The organism is Jeotgalibacillus haloalkalitolerans (genome assembly GCF_034427455.1).
Classification (GTDB): Bacteria; Bacillota; Bacilli; order Bacillales; family Jeotgalibacillaceae; genus Jeotgalibacillus; species Jeotgalibacillus haloalkalitolerans.
This window is the reverse complement of sequence record NZ_JAXQNN010000010.1, coordinates 1-19,475: the sequence shown is the minus strand read 5'-3', so window position 1 is coordinate 19,475 and position 19,475 is coordinate 1. Positions and strand designations below refer to the sequence as shown.

20 protein-coding genes, 1 tRNA gene, 1 other RNA gene and 1 other annotated feature are annotated in these 19,475 nt (G+C 45.4%); of the genes, 6 read left to right on the top strand and 16 right to left on the bottom strand.

The window, feature by feature from the left end; translation table 11 throughout:
• Positions 1 to 358 precede the first annotated feature (358 nt).
• The 8 genes from UFB30_RS16460 to tadA all read right to left on the bottom strand — a co-directional run bounded on the left by UFB30_RS16460 (position 359) and on the right by tadA (position 6,407).
• Positions 359 to 613, bottom strand: coding sequence for a pro-sigmaK processing inhibitor BofA family protein (locus UFB30_RS16460; RefSeq protein WP_322422760.1), 255 nt, complete (start codon positions 611 to 613; stop codon positions 359 to 361).
• 54 nt (positions 614 to 667) lie between these two features.
• Positions 668 to 883 carry a YaaL family protein gene (locus tag UFB30_RS16455; RefSeq protein ID WP_322422759.1) on the bottom strand — a complete coding sequence of 72 codons (216 nt, stop codon included), beginning with the start codon at positions 881 to 883 and terminating at the stop codon, positions 668 to 670.
• A gap of 24 nt (positions 884 to 907) precedes the next feature.
• On the bottom strand, positions 908 to 1,504 hold the full coding sequence (recR, locus tag UFB30_RS16450; RefSeq protein WP_039806115.1) for a recombination mediator RecR: 597 nt from the start codon (positions 1,502 to 1,504) through the stop codon (positions 908 to 910).
• 3 nt (positions 1,505 to 1,507) lie between these two features.
• The gene (locus UFB30_RS16445) at positions 1,508 to 1,828 is read right to left on the bottom strand and encodes a YbaB/EbfC family nucleoid-associated protein (protein ID WP_039806113.1); all 321 of its coding nucleotides are present in this window, start codon (positions 1,826 to 1,828) and stop codon (positions 1,508 to 1,510) included.
• A 20-nt stretch (positions 1,829 to 1,848) separates the two neighbouring features.
• A complete protein-coding gene (gene dnaX / locus UFB30_RS16440; protein ID WP_322422758.1) occupies positions 1,849 to 3,537 on the bottom strand; it encodes a DNA polymerase III subunit gamma/tau in 1,689 nt (562 codons plus the stop codon).
• 100 nt (positions 3,538 to 3,637) lie between these two features.
• Entirely contained in the window at positions 3,638 to 5,125 is a 1,488-nt protein-coding gene (locus UFB30_RS16435) for a BCCT family transporter (protein WP_322422757.1), read from the bottom strand.
• A gap of 449 nt (positions 5,126 to 5,574) precedes the next feature.
• Positions 5,575 to 5,839: signal recognition particle sRNA large type (ffs, locus tag UFB30_RS16430), an RNA gene on the bottom strand.
• Between the two features lie 73 nt (positions 5,840 to 5,912).
• A complete protein-coding gene (gene tadA, locus UFB30_RS16425; RefSeq protein WP_322422756.1) occupies positions 5,913 to 6,407 on the bottom strand; it encodes a tRNA adenosine(34) deaminase TadA in 495 nt (164 codons plus the stop codon).
• An 87-nt stretch (positions 6,408 to 6,494) separates the two neighbouring features.
• Between tadA and UFB30_RS16420 the strand changes: the two genes are divergently transcribed.
• The 4 genes from UFB30_RS16420 to UFB30_RS16405 all read left to right on the top strand — a co-directional run bounded on the left by UFB30_RS16420 (position 6,495) and on the right by UFB30_RS16405 (position 9,712).
• The gene (locus tag UFB30_RS16420) at positions 6,495 to 7,778 is read left to right on the top strand and encodes a glycoside hydrolase family 18 protein (RefSeq protein ID WP_322422755.1); all 1,284 of its coding nucleotides are present in this window, start codon (positions 6,495 to 6,497) and stop codon (positions 7,776 to 7,778) included.
• 142 nt (positions 7,779 to 7,920) lie between these two features.
• Positions 7,921 to 8,562, top strand: coding sequence for a deoxynucleoside kinase (locus tag UFB30_RS16415; protein WP_322422754.1), 642 nt, complete (start codon positions 7,921 to 7,923; stop codon positions 8,560 to 8,562).
• Positions 8,559 to 9,227 (top strand): deoxynucleoside kinase, encoded by a 669-nt coding sequence (locus UFB30_RS16410; protein ID WP_039806107.1) that lies wholly within the window; start codon positions 8,559 to 8,561, stop codon positions 9,225 to 9,227. Before UFB30_RS16415 ends, UFB30_RS16410 begins: the two co-directional genes overlap by 4 nt.
• Positions 9,228 to 9,529: 302 nt before the next feature.
• Complete coding sequence (locus UFB30_RS16405) at positions 9,530 to 9,712, top strand: BhlA/UviB family holin-like peptide (RefSeq protein WP_041120737.1); 183 nt, start codon at positions 9,530 to 9,532, stop codon at positions 9,710 to 9,712.
• Between the two features lie 115 nt (positions 9,713 to 9,827).
• On the opposite strand, the gene UFB30_RS16400 is transcribed toward UFB30_RS16405, so the two are convergent.
• The 3 genes from UFB30_RS16400 to UFB30_RS16390 all read right to left on the bottom strand — a co-directional run bounded on the left by UFB30_RS16400 (position 9,828) and on the right by UFB30_RS16390 (position 11,190).
• A complete protein-coding gene (locus UFB30_RS16400; RefSeq protein ID WP_322422753.1) occupies positions 9,828 to 10,385 on the bottom strand; it encodes an RNA polymerase sigma factor in 558 nt (185 codons plus the stop codon).
• 213 nt (positions 10,386 to 10,598) lie between these two features.
• Positions 10,599 to 10,691 (bottom strand) — tRNA-Ser (locus UFB30_RS16395).
• 61 nt (positions 10,692 to 10,752) lie between these two features.
• Positions 10,753 to 11,190 (bottom strand): DUF4395 domain-containing protein, encoded by a 438-nt coding sequence (locus UFB30_RS16390; RefSeq protein ID WP_322422752.1) that lies wholly within the window; start codon positions 11,188 to 11,190, stop codon positions 10,753 to 10,755.
• Positions 11,191 to 11,535: 345 nt separating this feature from the next.
• Between UFB30_RS16390 and UFB30_RS16385 the strand changes: the two genes are divergently transcribed.
• Positions 11,536 to 11,985 (top strand): DUF3888 domain-containing protein, encoded by a 450-nt coding sequence (locus UFB30_RS16385; protein ID WP_322422751.1) that lies wholly within the window; start codon positions 11,536 to 11,538, stop codon positions 11,983 to 11,985.
• 93 nt (positions 11,986 to 12,078) lie between these two features.
• On the opposite strand, the gene serS is transcribed toward UFB30_RS16385, so the two are convergent.
• The 5 genes from serS to guaB all read right to left on the bottom strand — a co-directional run bounded on the left by serS (position 12,079) and on the right by guaB (position 18,582).
• Entirely contained in the window at positions 12,079 to 13,356 is a 1,278-nt protein-coding gene (serS, locus tag UFB30_RS16380) for a serine--tRNA ligase (protein WP_322422750.1), read from the bottom strand.
• Positions 13,357 to 13,463: 107 nt separating this feature from the next.
• Positions 13,464 to 13,678 (bottom strand) — a binding site (T-box leader).
• Between the two features lie 55 nt (positions 13,679 to 13,733).
• A complete protein-coding gene (gene pdxT / locus UFB30_RS16375; RefSeq protein WP_322422749.1) occupies positions 13,734 to 14,321 on the bottom strand; it encodes a pyridoxal 5'-phosphate synthase glutaminase subunit PdxT in 588 nt (195 codons plus the stop codon).
• Positions 14,322 to 14,337: 16 nt separating this feature from the next.
• Positions 14,338 to 15,219: a pyridoxal 5'-phosphate synthase lyase subunit PdxS gene (pdxS, locus tag UFB30_RS16370; RefSeq protein ID WP_041120733.1), complete on the bottom strand. Its 882-nt coding sequence runs from the start codon at positions 15,217 to 15,219 to the stop codon at positions 14,338 to 14,340.
• Between the two features lie 387 nt (positions 15,220 to 15,606).
• Entirely contained in the window at positions 15,607 to 16,968 is a 1,362-nt protein-coding gene (locus tag UFB30_RS16365; RefSeq protein ID WP_322422748.1) for a D-alanyl-D-alanine carboxypeptidase family protein, read from the bottom strand.
• A 150-nt stretch (positions 16,969 to 17,118) separates the two neighbouring features.
• Complete coding sequence (gene guaB / locus UFB30_RS16360) at positions 17,119 to 18,582, bottom strand: IMP dehydrogenase (RefSeq protein WP_322422747.1); 1,464 nt, start codon at positions 18,580 to 18,582, stop codon at positions 17,119 to 17,121.
• Between the two features lie 114 nt (positions 18,583 to 18,696).
• On the opposite strand from guaB, the gene UFB30_RS16355 reads away from it, so the two are divergent.
• A complete protein-coding gene (locus UFB30_RS16355; RefSeq protein ID WP_322422746.1) occupies positions 18,697 to 19,359 on the top strand; it encodes a YaaC family protein in 663 nt (220 codons plus the stop codon).
• Positions 19,360 to 19,475 lie beyond the last annotated feature (116 nt).

Below are 19,475 nucleotides of genomic sequence, written 5' to 3'. Positions count from 1 at the left end.
AAAAAGTTTTTTACTTTGTTTTGCTGTGTGATGTAGTTGTTAGCTGCGCTGTTGAAGCAACGAGGAATAATATATCATGATTATTTAAGTGAATGCAACCCTTTTAAGAAAAAGATTTTAATTTTCTTTTTCACTCTGTTATATCCCTCTAATGATATCCGTTTTGAACCGACTCACAGCGCGGCGCAGATCCCACAGGTTTCCTCATACTGTTTCCTGTCACAGCTTCCTTCGCACCAGTCACAAGCTGTACAGAAACAATAAAGTGCTTTAACTAAACATTCTTTTTAGATCACAGCGTTTCTTCCATATAAAAAAAGTTCCGCAAAGAGAAGAACTCTTCTTTTGCGGAACCAGCCTATGTTCTCGTAAAAATGTAAACAAGCGCAGCAGTCCCGGGCAGCCCGAGTACACCTGCAATTCCGGTCGTAAGTGGATTCATTGGCACATACAATCCATACTCCTGACCGAAACGATTAATCAGAAAAAGCAGACCGAGTCCTACCACCCATTTCGTCGCGATCCGCCACAGCCATTTTAAAAAAGGAACGGTCCCTACAGCCAGAATCAAAATGACAGTCGTGAGCGTCCCCAGCACCCACAGCCAGATCATGTACACTTCTCCCCTTTATAAAGTAAGTAGTATACATAATTTATGCCGGGCAATTTACTTTATGACAATTTTTCTATGGCGTGCTTCTTTAAATAGATAAAAGTAGCGTGCTTCAGCCATTTTTTCTTCGGCAAGCATCTGCGGACTTTTTTCAAAACTTAAGTCTGACAGATTTTTTTGCTGTTGCCATTCTCCTCTGGCTTGTTGCATTAAGTGAACGAGCCGGTCGTCATACTCTTTTTTTAACTTTCCTTTTTTGCGAAACAGCATGGCGCAAGCTCCTTTGAATCTGTGTTATACGTCTCTTCTGCCTTCGAGTGCTTTTGAGAGTGTGACTTCATCTGCATACTCGAGGTCTCCGCCAACAGGCAGACCATGTGCGATACGGGTTACTTTTATGCCTGAAGGTCGCAGCAGCCTTGAAATGTACATCGCTGTTGCTTCGCCTTCTATATTCGGGTTTGTCGCTAAGATGACTTCCTGGACTTCATCATCCTGCAGACGCTTTAAAAGATCCGGCACATTAATATCTTCCGGTCCAATGCCGTCCATCGGTGAGATTGCACCGTGTAGAACATGGTACAGACCTGTATATTCCTTCATCTTTTCCATTGCAATCACGTCTTTAGGGTCCTGAACGACACAGATAATCGAGCGATCACGCTTTTGATCTTCACAGATATAGCATGGATCCTGGTCCGTAATATGTCCGCAGACAGAGCAAAATCCAAGATTCCGCTTGGCGTTGACCAGCGCTTTTGCGAAATCGAGCACTGTGTCTTCTTTCATTCCTAATACAAAAAACGCCAGCCGGGCCGCTGTTTTCGGCCCAATTCCTGGCAGTTTCATGAAGCTGTCAATCAGCTTGGATATCGGTTCCGGGTAGTGCACGTATTAAAACATCCCCGGGAGGTTCATGCCTTTAGTGAACTGTCCCATTGTAGAATTGGTCAATTCGTCAGCTGCTTTCATTGCCTCGTTTGTTGCGGCTAAAACAAGGTCCTGCAGCATTTCAATGTCTTCCGGATCTACAACTTCTTCTTTAATTTCCACATCTACAACTTCCTTGTGACCTGAAACCGTAACTGTTACCATTCCGCCGCCAGCTGTACCAGTCAGGCGCTTTTCTCCAAGCTCTTCCTGTGCCTTTGCCATTTGCTTCTGCATTTTCTGCATCTGCTTCATCATACCTTGCATATTTCCTCCACCACGCATGTGTATTACCTCCGAATAATTTAGTCTTGAATATCGAGTAAGTCTGAGCCGACAAGCTTCCTTGCTTCTTCAATCAGCGGATCTTCCTTCGCTTCGCCCTCATTCTCATCATCTTCCTGATTTTGAATAAAGTCTTCACGAATCTCAAGCCACTGATCTTCCGGAACACCGATCACTGAGTAAAAAGTGCCTGTGAGCTCCTGAAGAATATAAGGCATTGTGTCAGTCAGCTTATTGTTTTCCATTGCCATTTTGCAATGAATCTCATATTTAAATTTTAACACAAAAGTGTCCCGGGATGCTGCAACTGGCTCAGCTTCATTTAAAAGAGCAGTGAGCGATCTCAGCTGCTGACGGTTCATACTCTCAAGCATGTCTCCCCAGCGGTTTTTGATCTGGGCAATGTCATCTTTTGTCGCATTTCTGAGCACTTCTTTAATTCTGCCTGTTGGTGCTTTAAACGTACTCTGCCTAGTCTGCTTTTTCGCAGCAGGTGCAGCTGCCTGAGCGGGTTCTTCCTGTACGCCGTTTGTTCTCAGCTTTTTCAATTCTCCCTCAAGCTGATTCACGCGGTTAATAAGCTGCTGCAGGTCCGGGATATCCGCTGCCTGCGCTGTCTTCGGCCGCTCTGATTGTGAAAGTTTTACAGCCGCCACTTCCAGATGGGTACGCGCATGATTGGACAGTCTCATTTCCTGCTGCGTTTTGTTCAGCACTTCAATGTACTGATAGAGCAGCTCAGACTCGACTGTTTCAGCAATTTCTTTGAACGCATCATCTGACAGCACACGTTCAAGGGAATCCTCAAGCTCTGGTGCTGTTTTATAAAGCAGCAGGTCCCGGCTGTATAAAATCAGATCCTCAATCAGCCTTAACGGATCCTTTCCTTCTTCAAGCAGACGATGAATCGCATCAAGTGCTGAAGCTGTATCCTGCTCAATGATCGCTTTTACGAGATTGGTCAGCTGCTCCTGCCCGATTGAGCCTGTGACAGTCAGTGCATCATCAACAGTCACCTGCTCTCCGCTGAATGAGATCGCCTGATCCAGCAGACTGAGTGCATCACGCATCCCACCTTCAGCAGTCCGGGCGATAATGTGAAGCGCTCTTTCTTCAACCGTTACACCGGATGATTCCGCAATATGCTGCATTCTCCCCGTGATGTCATGGGCAGTGATCCGTTTGAAATCAAAGCGCTGACAGCGGGAAATGATCGTCAGTGGAATTTTGTGCGGTTCAGTTGTTGCGAGGATAAAGATGACATGCTTCGGCGGTTCTTCAAGCGTTTTAAGTAACGCATTAAAAGCCCCGGGCGTCAGCATATGCACTTCATCGACGATATATACCTTGTAGCGCCCTTCATTCGGCGCATATTTTACTTTGTCACGGATGTCACGGATTTCATCGACCCCGTTATTTGAAGCGGCATCGAGTTCAATGACATCAGAAATTGAACCATCTGTAATTCCTTTACAGATCGCACACTCATTGCACGGTTCTTTTACTGGTGCGTGCTCACAGTTCACCGCTTTGGCTAAAATTTTCGCCGCACTTGTTTTTCCGGTACCACGGGGACCGGAAAATAAATAAGCATGGGAGATTTTTTCCTGTAAGAGGGCGTTCTGCAGCGTTTTTGTCACGTGCTGCTGCCCTACAACGTCAGCAAATTCCTGCGGGCGCCACACGCGGTATAACGCTTGATAAGCCATTGGTGTACCCTCCTCATCTGTAATGAATTCCTCCCTTCAGTATAACGCAAATCCGTGCTGCTGACACTTCAAAAAGAGAGGAATTCAAACAGAAGTCAAACTATGACTTTTTACCTTTCACTTCTTTATTTAAGGTTTTCACAAGCCCTACACACATCAGAATCACAATGACTGACAGCGGCAGCGCACTGATCACAATGGCTGTCTGGAAGGCCTGTAATCCTCCAACTAACAGCAGTATCGCTGTAATCGACACAAACAGCACGCCCCACGTGATCTTGATTCTGGTAGAAGGGTTCAGGTTTCCATTTGTCGACTGCATCCCTAATACAAAAGTGGCTGAATCAGCTGTTGTAACAAAGAAGATCGTGACAATCACAATCGTGAAAAATGACATGAATGTTGTCAGCGGCAGTTCCTGCAGCACATAAAACAATGCAGTTTCAAGTGACTGGGCAGAAACATCAAGTCCTTCATAGAGTTCATAGTAGATCCCTGTTCCACCGACAAAAGCGAACCAGATGAACATAACAAAACTCGGTACTAAAATTACGCCCACGATAAATTCACGGATCGTTCTCCCTTTAGAAATACGGGCAATAAACATGCCAACAAACGGCGTCCATGAAATCCACCATGCCCAGTAGAAGATCGTCCACCCTTCCGTCCAGCTTGAAGCCTGTTCATTTACAGGGTTCACCTGAAGCGACATCGGGATGAAAATGGATAAGTATTCAGCAAGACCTGACACGAACATATTTAACATAAACAGCGTCGGTCCTGTGATAAAGATAAAAACGAGAAATATAAATGAAATGGATATATTAATCGTACTTAAGTATTTGATCCCTTTATGAATGCCGGTAGATGCTGAGATCACGAAGATGACAGTAATAATCAACATAATGATGAGCTGGATCGTAAAGTTGTAAGGCGCATCAAACAGGAAGACGAGTCCTGAATTGACCTGCTGGGCACCAAGCCCGAGGGATGCTGCAACGCCAAACAGTGTGGCAAAGACAGCGATGATGTCAACCGTGTGACCAATCGGCCCTTTAACCCTGTCACCTAATACGGAATAAAGCGTAGAACTCATTAAACCCGGAGTATTGTAGCGGAATTGCTGGAGTGCAAGCGCAAGTGCAACAAGTGCGTAGATCGCCCATGCGTGAAACCCCCAGTGCAGCCACGTGTAGGCAACACCGCTCACAGCATCAGCGGGTGTTCCGCCTTCCCCATAAGGCGGTGATGAAAAGTGTCCGATCGGCTCAGATACCCCGTAAAAGAATAATCCGATCCCGATTCCTGCTGAAAACAGCATTGAAAACCACACCGGTCTGCTGAACTCAGGCTTTCCATCCTGCGGCCCAAGCTTCACCTTACCAAAACGGCCAAACGCAAGATACACGGCAAAAATAAACATACCCGTTACAAGCAGCTGGTAATACCACCCGAACGTTTCAAACATAAATGATTGTGCGGTCGCAAGTCCCGTATTGAGCTGATCGGTAAAGAAAACACCGACAAGCACAAACGCGAGTGCGAGTCCGACAGAAATCGTCAATACTGGCGACTTTTTCGAATTCATATGACTTCCCCTTTTCAGTTGTAGTGTATTTAAGGTTAACATACCTTTAAAAATGATTCAGGAAACGCCCAGATAATGGGATTTGAGAGGGTTTATGGCGGGTTTTTGTGGTACGTCTAAGGGGGTTCGGAGAATGGTGCACGATGTTCGGAGAAAAGCGTCCGGGGTTCATAGAATACAGGCTGTGGTTCGTGGAAAAACACGGGTGGTTCAAAGAAAAAACGGGGATGTTCGCAGAATCGTGTAATTTGACCTACTCGCGACTGCGCCGCACTGCGCTGGCCGCGGGCGGTTCGCGTTTAAAACCACCATGTTCGGCGTTCATCGGCCAACGTTCGACACTTCGGGTACTAAGACCCAGCCCCGCGGCCCAAGAACACAACACAAAACCACAAACAAAAAAGCCACCCCGGAAACCAGAGTGACTTTGATTATATAAAATTAAAATGCCGTGCACCTTCTGTCGACTGACAGCCCCATGCGTTACTCCTGCAGTTAGCTCGGTTCAGGCAGCCCCGCGGCACATGAGAGGTTCCACTTAATGCTGCTTCCTTCCGGACCTGACATGGTTCATGAATTCCCATTGCGCAGGACCCAAACGTCAACACCACTTACAGAAGGCAGACCATGAAGCATGGCAGCCTCGAGAAGGGATTCAGTTTCGCTAGAGCGGATTGCGAATACAGGGCACCGCTAATTCCCCACCTAGCACGGCAAAAATGAGACCAATATTCATTTGCGTCTTTTGACGACGCAAGATTTAGTATACTACCTGCTGACAGAAAAATCAATCAGGATCTTTTAACATCTGCTTCTTCCGTTTCTTGTCCTCACGCAACCCTCTGAAAAAGTCCGTCAGCATCTGTCCGCACTCCTCACCAAGCACATCAGGCACGACTTCACACCGGTGATTAAAGCGGTCGTCCTCCAGTAAATTCATCAGACTTCCCGCACACCCGGCCTTCGGATCACGGGCCCCGTAGACGACGCGGTCCACACGTGAAAGCAGGATTGCACCGCTGCACATTGGACACGGCTCCAGCGTGACATAAAGCGTTGTATTCTCAAGCCGCCAGCTGCCGATCTCGTCACATGCCTTTTCAATCGCGAGCAGCTCCGCATGCGTAACAGCATTCTGCGTCGTTTCCCGCAGGTTATAAGCGGAAGCAATCATTTCGTCATCTTTGACAATGACAGCTCCAATGGGCACTTCACGGATCGCTTCAGCTTTTTTCGCTTCCTCTATTGCCCGCTGCATCCAGTATTCATCGCGTTCAGTCATCACATTCGTCCTTTGCTCATTTTTTTCTGATCTTATCATATAGTTGAAAATAGCGTCTATCTTCTCTAAAAGTGAAAGGAGTTTTTTATGCAAATTCACGTCGTTCAACCGGGTGAGAACCTTTTTACAATCAGTGCCCTTTATTCCATCACCCCTCAGCAGATCGCAGATGCCAATCAGCTACCAAACCCGGATCAGCTCGTACCAGGGCAGGCAGTTGTCATTCCGATTACGGGAAGCTTTTATTTTGTACAGGCAGGAGACTCCCTTTATTCCATTGCTCAGAAAGCCGGTATCACCTACCAGGAACTCGCCTCAATCAACGGACTGTCTCCTGAGCAGCCGCTTGCAATCGGCTGGCGGCTTTATTTACCGCCAAAGCCTAAAACGTCTGCTGAATTCAATGCGTATGCAGAACCGTTTGGAGGAACCGTATCTGAAAATATCCTGCTCCGCACAAGGGAAGCCGCTCCCTATCTAACCTACCTTGCCCCGTTCAGCTTTCAGGCTAAGCGCGATGGCTCACTCAGCACATTGCCGGTCGAACCGTTTGTCACGATTGCGGATGCAAACCGGAATACATTAATGATGGTGATCACAAATCTTGAAGAAGGCGGATTTAACGACGAGCTCGGCCGTATTCTTTTAAATGATATGACCGTGCAGGATAATCTGCTGAATAATATAGAAGCAACGGCTAAGCAATATGGATTCCGCGATATTCACTTTGATTTTGAATACCTGCGCCCTGAGGATGAGGAAGCCTATACTGCATTTTTAGCGAAAGCAAAAGAACGCTATTCACAGCAGGGCTGGCTCGTGTCAGCTGCACTCGCACCAAAAACGCGGGCGGATCAGCCTGGGAGATGGTATGAAGCACATAATTATAAAGCGATTGGTGAGATCGTTGATTTTGTGGTGATCATGACATACGAGTGGGGCTACAGCGGCGGACCCGCGCAGGCAGTCTCTCCAATCGGTCCGGTAAGGGATGTGCTTGAATATGCGCTAACTGAAATGCCTGCAAGTAAAATCATGATGGGACAGAATCTGTACGGTTATGACTGGACACTGCCATTTGTTCAGGGTACCCAGGCACGTGCGATCAGTCCTCAGCAGGCAATTGAAATCGCCGCAACTCAGGGCGTGCCGATTCAATATGATACAACCGCCCAGGCACCTTTTATCGAGTACACTGCTGACGGAAGAGATCATATCATCTGGTTTGAGGATGCACGGTCCATTCAGGCGAAATTTGATTTGTTAAAGGAATTAAACTTACGCGGGATGAGTTACTGGAAACTCGGCCTGTCTTTTCCACAGAACTGGCTGCTGCTCAGTGACCAGTTCACCCCTGTAAAGCTCAGATAAATTTTTCATATAGACAAGGTGCGTGATATCACGTTCCTTGTCTTTTTTCGTCTAATCTTGCCTACTTTTCACCTGGTGTATATGGTACAATAACGGGTGCGAACTGAACCGGCTTGACTGGAGAATAAGGAGGAAAACGAGAATGACGACCATTCCGTTTGTGACTGTGGAGGGGCCGATTGGCGTCGGAAAGACGTCTCTTGCAAAAGCCATTTCCGAACACTTTGATTTTCATTTGTTAAAAGAGATTGTCGATGAGAATCCTTTTTTAGATAAATTCTACTCAAACATTGATGAGTGGAGCTTCCAGACAGAGATGTTCTTTCTCTGCAACCGCTATAAACAGCTGAGCGATATTCAGCGTCACTATCTGTCAGCACAGAAGCCTGTCGCTGCAGATTACCACATTTTCAAAAATATCATTTTCGCCAAACGCACGCTGCGTCCAGAGGAGTATGATAAGTACCTTGAAGTGTACCGCATTTTAACGGCTGATATGCCAAAGCCGAATGTTGTCGTCTACCTTCACGCAAGCCTCGAGACATTACTGAAACGCGTAAAGCTGCGCGGCCGCGAATTTGAAAGAGATATGAGCCCTCTATACTTAGAGCAGCTCTCAGCAGATTATGATGAATTCATTCATCACTTCGAAAAAACGCATCCGGAAATTCCGGTACTGCGGATCAACGGTGACGACATTGATTTCGTCAACTACGAGCAGGACCTCGGACAAGTCCTTCAGCAGGTCGAAGAATCATTACTTAAAAGGAGTACAACCCTATGAACGCACGTGAACGATTCGGCATCCCGAACGATGCTGTCATTACAATCGCCGGTACAGTCGGCGTCGGAAAATCAACAATGACACAAAAGCTCGCTGAACACTTACAGTTCAGAACATCTTTTGAAAAAGTTGAAGCCAACCCTTACCTGGATAAATTCTATAAAGACTTCGAAAAGTGGAGCTTCCACCTGCAGGTTTATTTCCTCGCAGAACGCTTCAAGGAGCAAAAGCGCATGTTCGAATATGGCGGCGGCTTCATTCAGGACCGCTCGATCTATGAAGACACAGGCATTTTCGCGAAAATGCATTACGAAAAAGGCACCATGTCACCGGTTGACTATGAAACGTATACAAGCCTGTTTGAAGCAATGGTCATGACGCCATACTTCCCGCACCCAAGTCTGCTTGTGTACCTTGAAGGGTCGATTGATGATATCGTGACGCGCATTCAGGCACGAGGCCGCCCGATGGAGCAGGAAACACCGCTTGCTTACTGGGAAGAGATGCACGGGCGCTATGAAAACTGGATTGATTCGTTCAATGCATGCCCTGTGCTTCGCCTGAATATTAATGATTATGATCTTGTGAAGGATCCGGATTCGATTGATCCGATTCTTGAGAAGATCGGTTCTTTTATTCAGCAGACTTCTCTTTTGAAGAAGTAAGCTTTGATAACCGCTGACCGGAACTCCGAGCGGACGCTTTCCACGCGGTGGTCGCTGAGCCTCCTCGGCTTCGCCTGTGGGGTCTCAGCTGTCCCACTAATCGCGCTGGAGTCGCCGCTCTCCGTTCCGGTCAGCTTTGTTTTCTTTCTAATACGATAATATAAGTACTGATAATCACTGTTCCTATCCTCAGGTAGTGTCTCTCGGAAGCGGAAATCATCAGTTAATATATAAATTTAAAAACGAACGTTTACAATACGCCGCAATCCTCCTTTTATATAGAGTAAAAGGGGGATTTTTTGATGGAGAAAATTTTGATTGATGTGCTGTCGACGCAGGGTGTGTTTGCGGTTTTGTTTGCGGGGCTGTTGTTTTATGTGCTGCGGATGAATAAGGAGCGGGAGGATAAGTTTTTTGAGACGAACCGGAAGCTTGAGGAAACGCTGCAGCTGATTGAGATGCTGCTGAAGAAGGATGGACGGTAGAGAAAACCCGGCGGTGTGCCGATACACCGCCGGGTTTTTCCATGCATGAATTCTCATCTCAAATAGGCTATAATTGAGACAGGGAAAAGGAGCCTCTATTCTTGTGGTCTGGTCACTACTTTGAATCGGATGGCTTCCTTTTCTCTTTATTCTGTCCAAAATACAAGCATTTAATTTTCTCGAGCGCTCTGTTTTTAGTCTGGTTTACTGCCTGTCTTGAAATCTTCATGTATTGGGCAAGCTCTGTAGCCGAGAGATCATTCACATACATACACTCAATCACAAACGATTCCTGAGCGGTCAGCACCTCCATCATCTCAAGCAGCTCAATCTCCGAATTCATTGCCGCTTCATCTGCTACATTTTTCACCTCAAAGGCTTGTTCAATCTCGATTTTCTTGCTGTTCTTTTTTGATAAACGGATAAATTCGTATTTTAATGATTTTGCGAGATAGCTGAAGATGACTTTATTGTTTTTCTCTTTCAGTTTTTCGAGCGGCATTTTCCGGGCAGCTTTCAGTAAATGAAGCTTCAGATCCTGTTTGGTATCCTCACCATCAAGTAATCGCCCGTATTTGTGAATGACCGGTTCAAACGTCGACAGCAGCTCCAACGTCTCCCTTTCCCCTCCACTCTGCATTTTCACAGCGATTTCATATAAACTTTTTTGCATATCATCACTCCTTTTTCACATTATACCAAACATACGTTCTTATTTTTAGTATTAGGAGTCGGGAAAATTCGCGATTTTTTGCGTAAAAGAAAAACAGCACCCGTTTTTCAGGGTGCTGTCAGCGGAAAGCGATCACTTTTACATACAAAAAAGCCACTGCCGAAGCAGTGACTTTCTCCAATTTATGCGCGTTGATGTTTAATTTAAAAATTATGGAGGAGGTAGAGGGATTCGAACCCCCGCGGGCTGTTACACCCCTGTCGGTTTTCAAGACCGATCCCTTCAGCCGGACTTGGGTATACCTCCCTGTCGACAAGAAATATAATATCATGGATAAATAGTTCCCGTCAATCTTTTTTAAAAAGATTTATGAAAAACTTTTAGATGTTTTTGTGCGTCGATACTGCCATTGCTTCCACTGGAAACGGATGAAGCATCCGACACAAAAGCCCATGATCGCAACTGATGCCGCAGTCACAACCATTATTGTAAAGGTATACGCTGCAATTGTCCACCCAAAACTATAAGAAATGTAGCCGCCTGCAAGGAAAAATACAGCCAGGATCTGATTGAAGCGCTGATCCGAACGATCCTCAGGAATATAGCTGTTCATCGGCTTCTTTAAAAACAGTTTAGCCAGACGCATAACCGGATTGAAATTAAATAGTACGCCACCAAGGCCTGCAAGGAGCGGAATGAGTAATAAGTGGTGAATGCCTGTGATCCAGAACGCTGCAACTGAAAGAACAATGGTCCACTGGTTTGCCCGAACGAGCGGACGTGGGATAGATGGAGATGCCGCCATACATATCATACCTTTCTGATCGGAATATAAGTTTATAAGATATCATACGCCGGATGGTATTGAAACGTCAAGTGAGGAGTTTTTCTGGATGCGGTATTTGTTTGGCTGGATTGCTACCAGATAGACAGGAATTGATTCAACTTCCTACGCAATAAGTATATTGATAAAAATTAAACAGAATCAGCACATCAATGAGTGAGTAGAAAAGGATCTTTCTCATGCGAAGGATCAAATGAAACTTTATAATGACAGCTTTTGACGAACAGCTTAAGAATTTGGAATCATCATCTATGTAATTGGATAAGCTTTATAAATAAAGCTTATTTAAAGGATGGTGCATCAATAATGACTATAAAACGCCTAATTGTGCTTGCTTTATTTTTGACCTTAGTGGCTACTGTCGGCTTTACTTCACGGGATAAAATTCAAGCTGAAAATAACACTGAGAATTACGCCAACAGATCTCAACAAGTTCAAAATCATTTTATGGTCAGCTTATTTCAAGAAGAAATTCAAAAAGCAGTATCCAATTATTATGAGAGTGAAGTTGGGACATCATCAAAAGACGCAATTCAAATTATGTATCATTGGTGGGAAGAAAACTACAAAGTAGTAGAAGTACTACAAACTGAGAAAGGTCAAAACCTCGAAAATTCTTACGTCATCAAATTTACAATTGTTCCTCAGAGAAAAGAGCAATTAGGAACTGATACTATAACATTTGGTGTCGAGCCTAAAAGCGCTCAGAATGAATTAGAAGTAAAGATGTTAAAATACGAACACAAAGCCCCATAAAAAGGTGTTGTCCCATAAAAAGTATGGGACAACACCTTTTTTAAAGAAATATTTATAAAGAGCCGCCCCACCCCGGGACAGCTCTCTCAAAATTTATTTAGAAATAACCTTCTTACCACCCATATAAGGCTGCAGGACGTCAGGCACCACTATGCTGCCGTCTTCCTGCTGATAGTTCTCTAAGATCGCAGCAACTGTACGGCCAATTGCAAGTCCACTGCCATTTAGCGTGTGTACGTGCTCAGGCTTTGCGTTTGGCTCGCGGCGGAAACGGATGTTTGCACGGCGCGCCTGGAAATCTTCAAAGTTACTGCAAGAAGAGATCTCGCGGTATGTGCCGTAGCTTGGGATCCATACTTCAATGTCATATTTTTTCGCAGCTGTGAAGCCAAGATCTGCTGTACACATGCTCATGACGCGGTATGGAAGCTCAAGCAGCTGAAGTACTTTTTCAGCGTGACCAGTCAGCATTTCAAGTGTTTCGTAAGACTCTTCAGGCTTCGCAAAACGGACAAGCTCTACTTTGTTGAACTGGTGCTGACGGATCAGTCCGCGTGTATCACGGCCGGCAGACCCTGCTTCAGAGCGGAAGTTTGCACTGTAAGCCACGTACGCTTTTGGCAGCTCATCGATTTTTAAAATTTCGTCACGGTGATAGTTTGTCACAGGCACCTCAGACGTCGGTACAAGGAAATAGTCTTCTTTTTCAATACGGAAAGCATCCTCTTCAAACTTCGGCAGCTGACCTGTACCTGTCATACTTGTACGGTTCACAAGGTATGGCGGCAGCATTTCAGTGTAGCCATGCTGATCCTGATGAAGGTCCATCATAAAGTTGATCAATGCGCGCTCAAGACGTGCACCTGCGCCTTTATAAAAGACGAAGCGGCTGCCGGTTACCTTTGCAGCACGTTCAAAATCAAGCATCTCAAGGTTTGTTGCCACGTCCCAGTGAGGCTTCGCTTCAAAATCGAAGTCGCGGATCTGACCCCAGTTGCGGATTTCAACGTTATCGTCTTCTGTATCGCCAATTGGCACGCTGTCATGCGGTACGTTTGGAATAGAAAGCAGCAGCGTTTCGAGCTTCTCTTCCACTTCACGCAGACGCTCGTCGATTTGCTTGATCTCATCACCAAGACCACGCATTTCAGCAATCACATCATCTGCATTCTTCTTTTCACGCTTCATCTGCGCGATTTCCTGTGACACCTCATTACGGCGGCTCTTCTTCTCTTCCGTTTTCGAAATCAGCTCACGGCGTTCCTGATCAAGTGCCTGGAACTGATCGAAATCCTTCAGATCTTCCCCGCGTTTCGCCATCTTCTCTTTGATTTCTTCAAAATTGTTACGCAATCTTTTTAAATCCAACATGGTGATTCCTCCTTTTGGTTTGTTGAAAAGCTGCGGGTAGAGGCGGGTCTGTCCCCGCTCTACCTTCTGCAAAAACAAAAAACTCCCGCCCCTTATTATTAAAAATAATAAGGGACGAGAGTTAAAGCCCGCGATACCACCCTGGTTGAAAGCACGTGTGTACTTTCCGCTTAAGGCATAACGGTGCCTGCCCGTGGAATCTTACTTTGATTTCGGATTCCCGCTCCAGAATGGATTCACGAACGTCTTATGCCTGCTTGCACCAACCGCAGGCTCTCTTCAATAAGCGCATTTCGCTACTGCTTTCTGTCACAGCTTTTCGTTTGTTTTGATAAAAATCAGGTTACTACATGACCTGAAAAAGATCAACTGTTTTTTTATATGACGACTGCTGGAGACTCTACCATTTTAATGAAATACTCAGTCAAACGGTGGTCGTCTGTCAGCTCCGGATGGAATGAGCAGCCAAGGAATTGTCCGTGACGCGCAAGTACGATCCGGTCATTGTGTGTTGCGAGCACTTCTGTATCAGGACCGGCTGATACAATGTGCGGTGCGCGGATGAAAACTGCAGTATAAGGATCTCCTTCAATGCCTGTAATCGAAAGGTCCGCTTCAAAGCTTTCCTTTTGACGGCCGAATGAATTTCGCTCAACCACAACATCCATTACACCAAGATGCGGCTCATCGTACCCGACGATTTCTCCTGCAAGCAGGATCAGTCCGGCACATGTGCCAAACATCGGCTTGCCTGAAGCAGCAAATGCTCTCAGCGGCTCCATCAAACCATATACATCAATCAGGCGGCGCATTGTTGTGCTTTCTCCGCCTGGTAAAATTAATCCGTCGATATCTGAGAGCTGTTCTGCTTTCTTCACGACAACCGCTTTGGCACCGCCTGCTTCGATTGAACGGACATGTTCGCGAACCGCTCCCTGTAAACCTAAAACACCAATTGTTGTCATGATGATCAGCCCTTTCTTACCAACCGCGCTCCTGCATGCGGTCTTCTAATGATAGTGAAGAGATTTCCATCCCTTTCATCGCTGTACCAAGCTCTTTTGATACTTTTGCGATTAACTCATAATCCTGATAGTGTGTTGTTGCTTCAACAATCGCACGTGCAAACTTTTCAGGGTTATCTGATTTGAAGATTCCTGATCCTACGAATACACCGTCAGCGCCAAGCTCCATCATCAGTGCAGCATCAGCTGGTGTAGCAACGCCGCCTGCAGCGAAGTTTACAACCGGCAGACGTCCAAGCTCTTTAATTTCTAAAAGAAGGTCAAATGACGCACCAAGCAGTTTCGCTTCTGTCATCAGCTCATCTTTAGACATATTCACAACTTTACGGATCTGGCCGTTTACTTTACGCATGTGTCGAACCGCTTCAACGATGTTACCTGTTCCAGGCTCACCCTTTGTACGAAGCATTGACGTTCCTTCACCGATACGGCGTGCTGCTTCACCAAGGTCGCGGCATCCGCATACGAATGGTACAGTGAAATCACTCTTCATTAAATGATACTCTTCATCCGCAGGTGTTAATACTTCACTTTCATCTATATAATCTACGCCCATTGATTCAAGTACACGAGCTTCTGTAATATGCCCGATTCTTGCTTTTGCCATGACCGGAATACTTACCGCGCTCATAACCTCTTCTACAATGCGAAGATCTGCCATACGGGCAACTCCGCCTTCTTTACGAATATCAGATGGCACACGCTCAAGTGCCATAACCGCTACCGCACCTGCTGCCTCTGCTAACTTAGCCTGCTCTGCATTGACAACGTCCATAATCACGCCGCCCTTTTGCATCTCAGCCATTCCTCTTTTTACACGATCCGTACCTGTATTCATGGTAAAAGCCTCCTTCATCCTGTAGAACAGTTCAGTGAAGGCGAGGGTCAGACCCTGTACTTCGCTGGAACTGGTAAAATTTAAATTAATTTCAGTATAAGAACATTGTCCAGCTACAGTTCGCAGGAACTAGCACGTTTCCTTCAGCTCTGTCCGATAAGTCAACATCGGCTCACTACGTTCACCGTGTTTCCTTTATCTCCGGCGCCTCAGTCCAACGTGTACGTCCCTTAACGCTCACTTTCGCTTTTCGTTATTCCACCTTTTATCTTCACTAAAAAAGCACTCCATGTCAAGACATGAAGTGCTTTTAACACTTGAAATGGTGCTAAAAACCTTGAATTTTACTTGGTTTTAACGCATTAAAGTGTGACACAAAAAATTTTCTTAGAACCAGCCTTTTACGGTCGTCACGATTGTATCCCAAAGTCCGCCGAAGAAACCGCCGACTGCGCGCATGCTAAGGATAAACCAGTTCGCTTTTTCAACTGATTCAGTTGTTACGACTTCAGACTCAAGAGATGATGCCATACTGTCATCAAGGAAGCCGTATTCCCCGCCGGCAGCAGCCATGTTAATTGTCCCAACCTGGGCACCTTCTTCAATCGGTGCTGTCAGTTCACCATCTTCATTTAGAAGAGACTCATCAAGCACAAGCTCCGGTGTAAATTCAGCCGGGTCCTGACCATTTTCAAGAATGACCTGTACAGGTTCAGTAGATTCAATGCCTACTGTATCCTCTGTCCCTTTATCAACAGCAAGTGTATCCTGTCCTTCTACTGTATAGTTCGCAGGCAGAATTTCCTGCATAGAGAAGTTACCGAATCCATAATCAAACAGTTCTGCAGTCGCACCAAAACGCGCAGCATATGAACCAACACCGTTTTCATCTGTCGCATTCATCACAACTGAAATCAGACGCATCCCGTCGCGCTCAGCTGTTCCTGTAAATGTATAACCTGCAAAGTCAGTTGTACCTGTTTTAATTCCGTCTACACCTTCATACTCCCCAATGAGTGTCGGTAGCATGAAATTCCAGTTATCCATATTTGTTGCATCTTCCGTACCCTCACGGAAAACTTTTTTAGGAATACTTGAAGTCTCAAGTACTTCCGGGAAATCATTTAACAGATGATAGGCAAGCTTAGCTGTTCCGCGTGCTGACATCACGTTTTCTTCATCAGCCCCGGTACCTTCCGGATGATAACCCATCATATCCGCATTATTTAACCCGCTTGAGTTTACAAAGTTATAATCTTCAAGCTCAAGCTCAGCCGCTTTTTCATTCATCATTTTCACAAATTCACCTTCAGTGCCCGCAACTGTTTCTGCAAGTGCAATCGTCGCAGCATTTGCTGAGTAAATCACCATTGCCTCATAAAGCTCCTGAATAGAGTATTGCTCACCATTACGCAGAGGAACGTTACTCAGTGATGTATCCTGAGAAATCTCATACGTTTTATCTGTTACTGTATATTGATCATCCCATGAAACCTCGCCATTTGCGATTGCTTCAAGAAGCAGATATTCAGTCATCATTTTTGTCATACTTGCTACGCCAAGCTGGGTATCAGCGTTTTCAGCAAATAATACCTTACCAGTTTCCGCCTCAAGCAGAATCGCTGCATCCACTTCCCAATTCTGAATCACATTAGCCTTTGCCTCGTGCGTAAAAGCACCACTTCCAAAAAATAATCCAAACGCAAGCGCACCAGTTGTTACCTTGCGTAATACTTTTGTTTTAAACATGTTAGACCTCCGATATGTTATGTACACTTCTGTCATTCTATCATAATCTTTTGTCAAAAAGTATAGACAGAATAGCACTGTTCCGTGACAAAAAAGCAGGACTCCTGTAAGAATGGAGTCCTGCCTGAATGTGTAAAATGATTCAGTTGATTACAAAGAGTAGTTTGGAGATTCCTTTGTAATCTGAACATCGTGCGGATGGCTTTCGCGTAAGCCTGCACCAGTCATACGGATAAACTGTGCTTCTTCACGCAGTTCGTGAAGGTTTTTCGAACCGCAATAGCCCATTCCGCTGCGGATTCCGCCAACCAGCTGATACACTGTGTCAGCAAGCGGTCCTTTATAAGCTGTACGTCCTTCAATTCCTTCAGGAACAAGCTTCTTCGCATCTTCCTGGAAGTAACGATCCTTTGAACCTTTTTCCATTGCAGCCATTGAACCCATTCCGCGGTAAACCTTGAAGCGGCGTCCCTGGAAGATTTCCGTTTCGCCGGGACTTTCAGTTGTACCCGCAAGCAGACTTCCAAGCATTACTGCATGTCCACCGGCAGCGAGTGCCTTCACGATATCTCCTGAATACTTGATTCCGCCATCGGCAATAATAGATTTACCATGCTTACGCGCTTCCGTTGCACAATCGTAAACAGCAGTAACCTGAGGAACACCAACACCTGCAACAACACGTGTTGTACAGATTGAACCTGGTCCGATTCCCACTTTTACAATATCAGCACCTGCTTCAATCAATGCTTTTGTTCCTTCAGCAGTTGCAACGTTTCCTGCGATAATCACAACATCAGGGAATGAGTTGCGGATCAAAGCGATCGTATCAAGTACGCCCTGTGAATGACCATGTGCTGTATCAATTACTAGCGCATCAACGCCTGCTTTTACGAGCTGCTGCACACGCTTTTCAGCATCTGCTGTAACCCCGACAGAAGCTGCCACTAAAAGGCGCCCTTTTGAATCTTTTGCCGAGTTCGGGAATTCAATGACTTTTTCAATATCCTTAATCGTAATTAGCCCTTTTAAAATGCCTTGATCATCAACTAAAGGAAGCTTTTCGATTTTATACTGCTGAAGAATCTTTTCAGCTTCATCTAAAGTTGTACCAACAGAAGCCGTCACAAGATTCTCTTTCGTCATGACTTCATCAATCTTAATGGAGTAATCCTGAATGAAACGAAGGTCGCGGTTTGTGATAATACCGACAAGCTTCTGCTCATCCATATCATTGACAATCGGTACACCGGAAATACGATATTTGCCCATAAGATGCTCTGCATCAAACACCTGATGATCCGGTGTCAGGAAAAACGGATCAGTGATGACGCCACTCTCAGAACGTTTTACACGCTCCACCTGCTCAGCCTGTGCTTCAATACTCATGTTTTTGTGGATTACACCAAGGCCGCCTGAACGAGCCATTGCAATCGCCATCGCAGCTTCAGTCACCGTATCCATACCAGCACTCATAATAGGTACATTCAATTTAATCGAATCCGTTAGCTCAACTGACAGATCAACATCACGCGGTAATACCTCAGATTTAGCCGGGACCAGCAGCACATCATCAAACGTCAAACCTTCTTTAGCAAATTTCGTTTCCCACATTGTCAATTTCCTCCCCGTCTCAAAAATATTATTGTAAGGTTATCAGCCGGTCCAGCGTGTGTCAATAATGAAGGAATAAGTTCGATTATTAAGAATAGTTGGGAGATTTTTAGTATGACGTCAGACTTTAACTGGAACCACTACCTTCCTTTATATGCGAAACACTATGTCATTCAACATTTATACACCGCCTATTCAAAAGAAAACTACGCCCATCCGGAACAGCTGGCCACCGAAAAAGCTGCATCTTTCAGTGCACACATTGAACACGCTGAACTGTTCTACCAGCAGTCTTCCCACTCAACAGTCTACATTCAACCCGTGCTGCAATTTTACGGACTGATCCATCTATTAAAAGCAGCCATTACGATGAAAGACCCCTTTCATCCTGAAAAATCAAACCAGCTTGCCCACGGTGTCTCCTCCCGCAAAATCAAAAAGAAGCAATTCAGCTTTTTAGAAGACACTGTCAAAATACAAAAGCACGGACTATATACAACATTCTCAGAAAAACTGCTGCACTGCACACCAAGAACCACCACCTGCGATATGCAGCAATTATTCAAATCACTGCATGAACCATATCCATCTGTTCATACACTGCAGGCACACTACCTGATCCTCTACAACCTCAGCATGCTCGCCCGCTACGAAACCGAGTGGTGGCACAGATGCATGACCTATAAAGAAACATTGGATTATCCAGTGATCAAAAGCTTTCTCACCGATTCAGCACACCAGGTGCCGGAGGAGATGATGAAATTTCTGCTGGAGTGACTTAGTTAGCCAGATGAAGGAATTACATTTTTTCCTGATGGAATTGCTGACATTGGTGATGGAAATATGTCAATAGATGATGGAATTAGGCGTAGTGATTAGACTGGTGAAGGGAT

Excerpts from the sequence above, each read along its gene's own strand:
- UFB30_RS16460 (WP_322422760.1), bottom strand. The coding sequence starts at position 613 with ATGATCTGGCTGTGGGTGCTGGGGACGCTCACGACTGTCATTTTGATT.
- UFB30_RS16455 (WP_322422759.1), bottom strand. The coding sequence starts at position 883 with ATGCTGTTTCGCAAAAAAGGAAAGTTAAAAAAAGAGTATGACGACCGG.
- UFB30_RS16445 (WP_039806113.1), bottom strand. The coding sequence starts at position 1,828 with ATGCGTGGTGGAGGAAATATGCAAGGTATGATGAAGCAGATGCAGAAA.
- dnaX (WP_322422758.1), bottom strand. The coding sequence starts at position 3,537 with ATGGCTTATCAAGCGTTATACCGCGTGTGGCGCCCGCAGGAATTTGCT.
- UFB30_RS16435 (WP_322422757.1), bottom strand. The coding sequence starts at position 5,125 with ATGAATTCGAAAAAGTCGCCAGTATTGACGATTTCTGTCGGACTCGCA.
- tadA (WP_322422756.1), bottom strand. The coding sequence starts at position 6,407 with ATGACTGAACGCGATGAATACTGGATGCAGCGGGCAATAGAGGAAGCG.
- UFB30_RS16420 (WP_322422755.1), top strand. The coding sequence starts at position 6,495 with ATGCAAATTCACGTCGTTCAACCGGGTGAGAACCTTTTTACAATCAGT.
- UFB30_RS16415 (WP_322422754.1), top strand. The coding sequence starts at position 7,921 with ATGACGACCATTCCGTTTGTGACTGTGGAGGGGCCGATTGGCGTCGGA.
- UFB30_RS16410 (WP_039806107.1), top strand. The coding sequence starts at position 8,559 with ATGAACGCACGTGAACGATTCGGCATCCCGAACGATGCTGTCATTACA.
- UFB30_RS16405 (WP_041120737.1), top strand. The coding sequence starts at position 9,530 with ATGGAGAAAATTTTGATTGATGTGCTGTCGACGCAGGGTGTGTTTGCG.
- UFB30_RS16400 (WP_322422753.1), bottom strand. The coding sequence starts at position 10,385 with ATGCAAAAAAGTTTATATGAAATCGCTGTGAAAATGCAGAGTGGAGGG.
- UFB30_RS16390 (WP_322422752.1), bottom strand. The coding sequence starts at position 11,190 with ATGGCGGCATCTCCATCTATCCCACGTCCGCTCGTTCGGGCAAACCAG.
- UFB30_RS16385 (WP_322422751.1), top strand. The coding sequence starts at position 11,536 with ATGACTATAAAACGCCTAATTGTGCTTGCTTTATTTTTGACCTTAGTG.
- serS (WP_322422750.1), bottom strand. The coding sequence starts at position 13,356 with ATGTTGGATTTAAAAAGATTGCGTAACAATTTTGAAGAAATCAAAGAG.
- pdxT (WP_322422749.1), bottom strand. The coding sequence starts at position 14,321 with ATGACAACAATTGGTGTTTTAGGTTTACAGGGAGCGGTTCGCGAACAT.
- pdxS (WP_041120733.1), bottom strand. The coding sequence starts at position 15,219 with ATGAATACAGGTACGGATCGTGTAAAAAGAGGAATGGCTGAGATGCAA.
- UFB30_RS16365 (WP_322422748.1), bottom strand. The coding sequence starts at position 16,968 with ATGTTTAAAACAAAAGTATTACGCAAGGTAACAACTGGTGCGCTTGCG.
- guaB (WP_322422747.1), bottom strand. The coding sequence starts at position 18,582 with ATGTGGGAAACGAAATTTGCTAAAGAAGGTTTGACGTTTGATGATGTG.
- UFB30_RS16355 (WP_322422746.1), top strand. The coding sequence starts at position 18,697 with ATGACGTCAGACTTTAACTGGAACCACTACCTTCCTTTATATGCGAAA.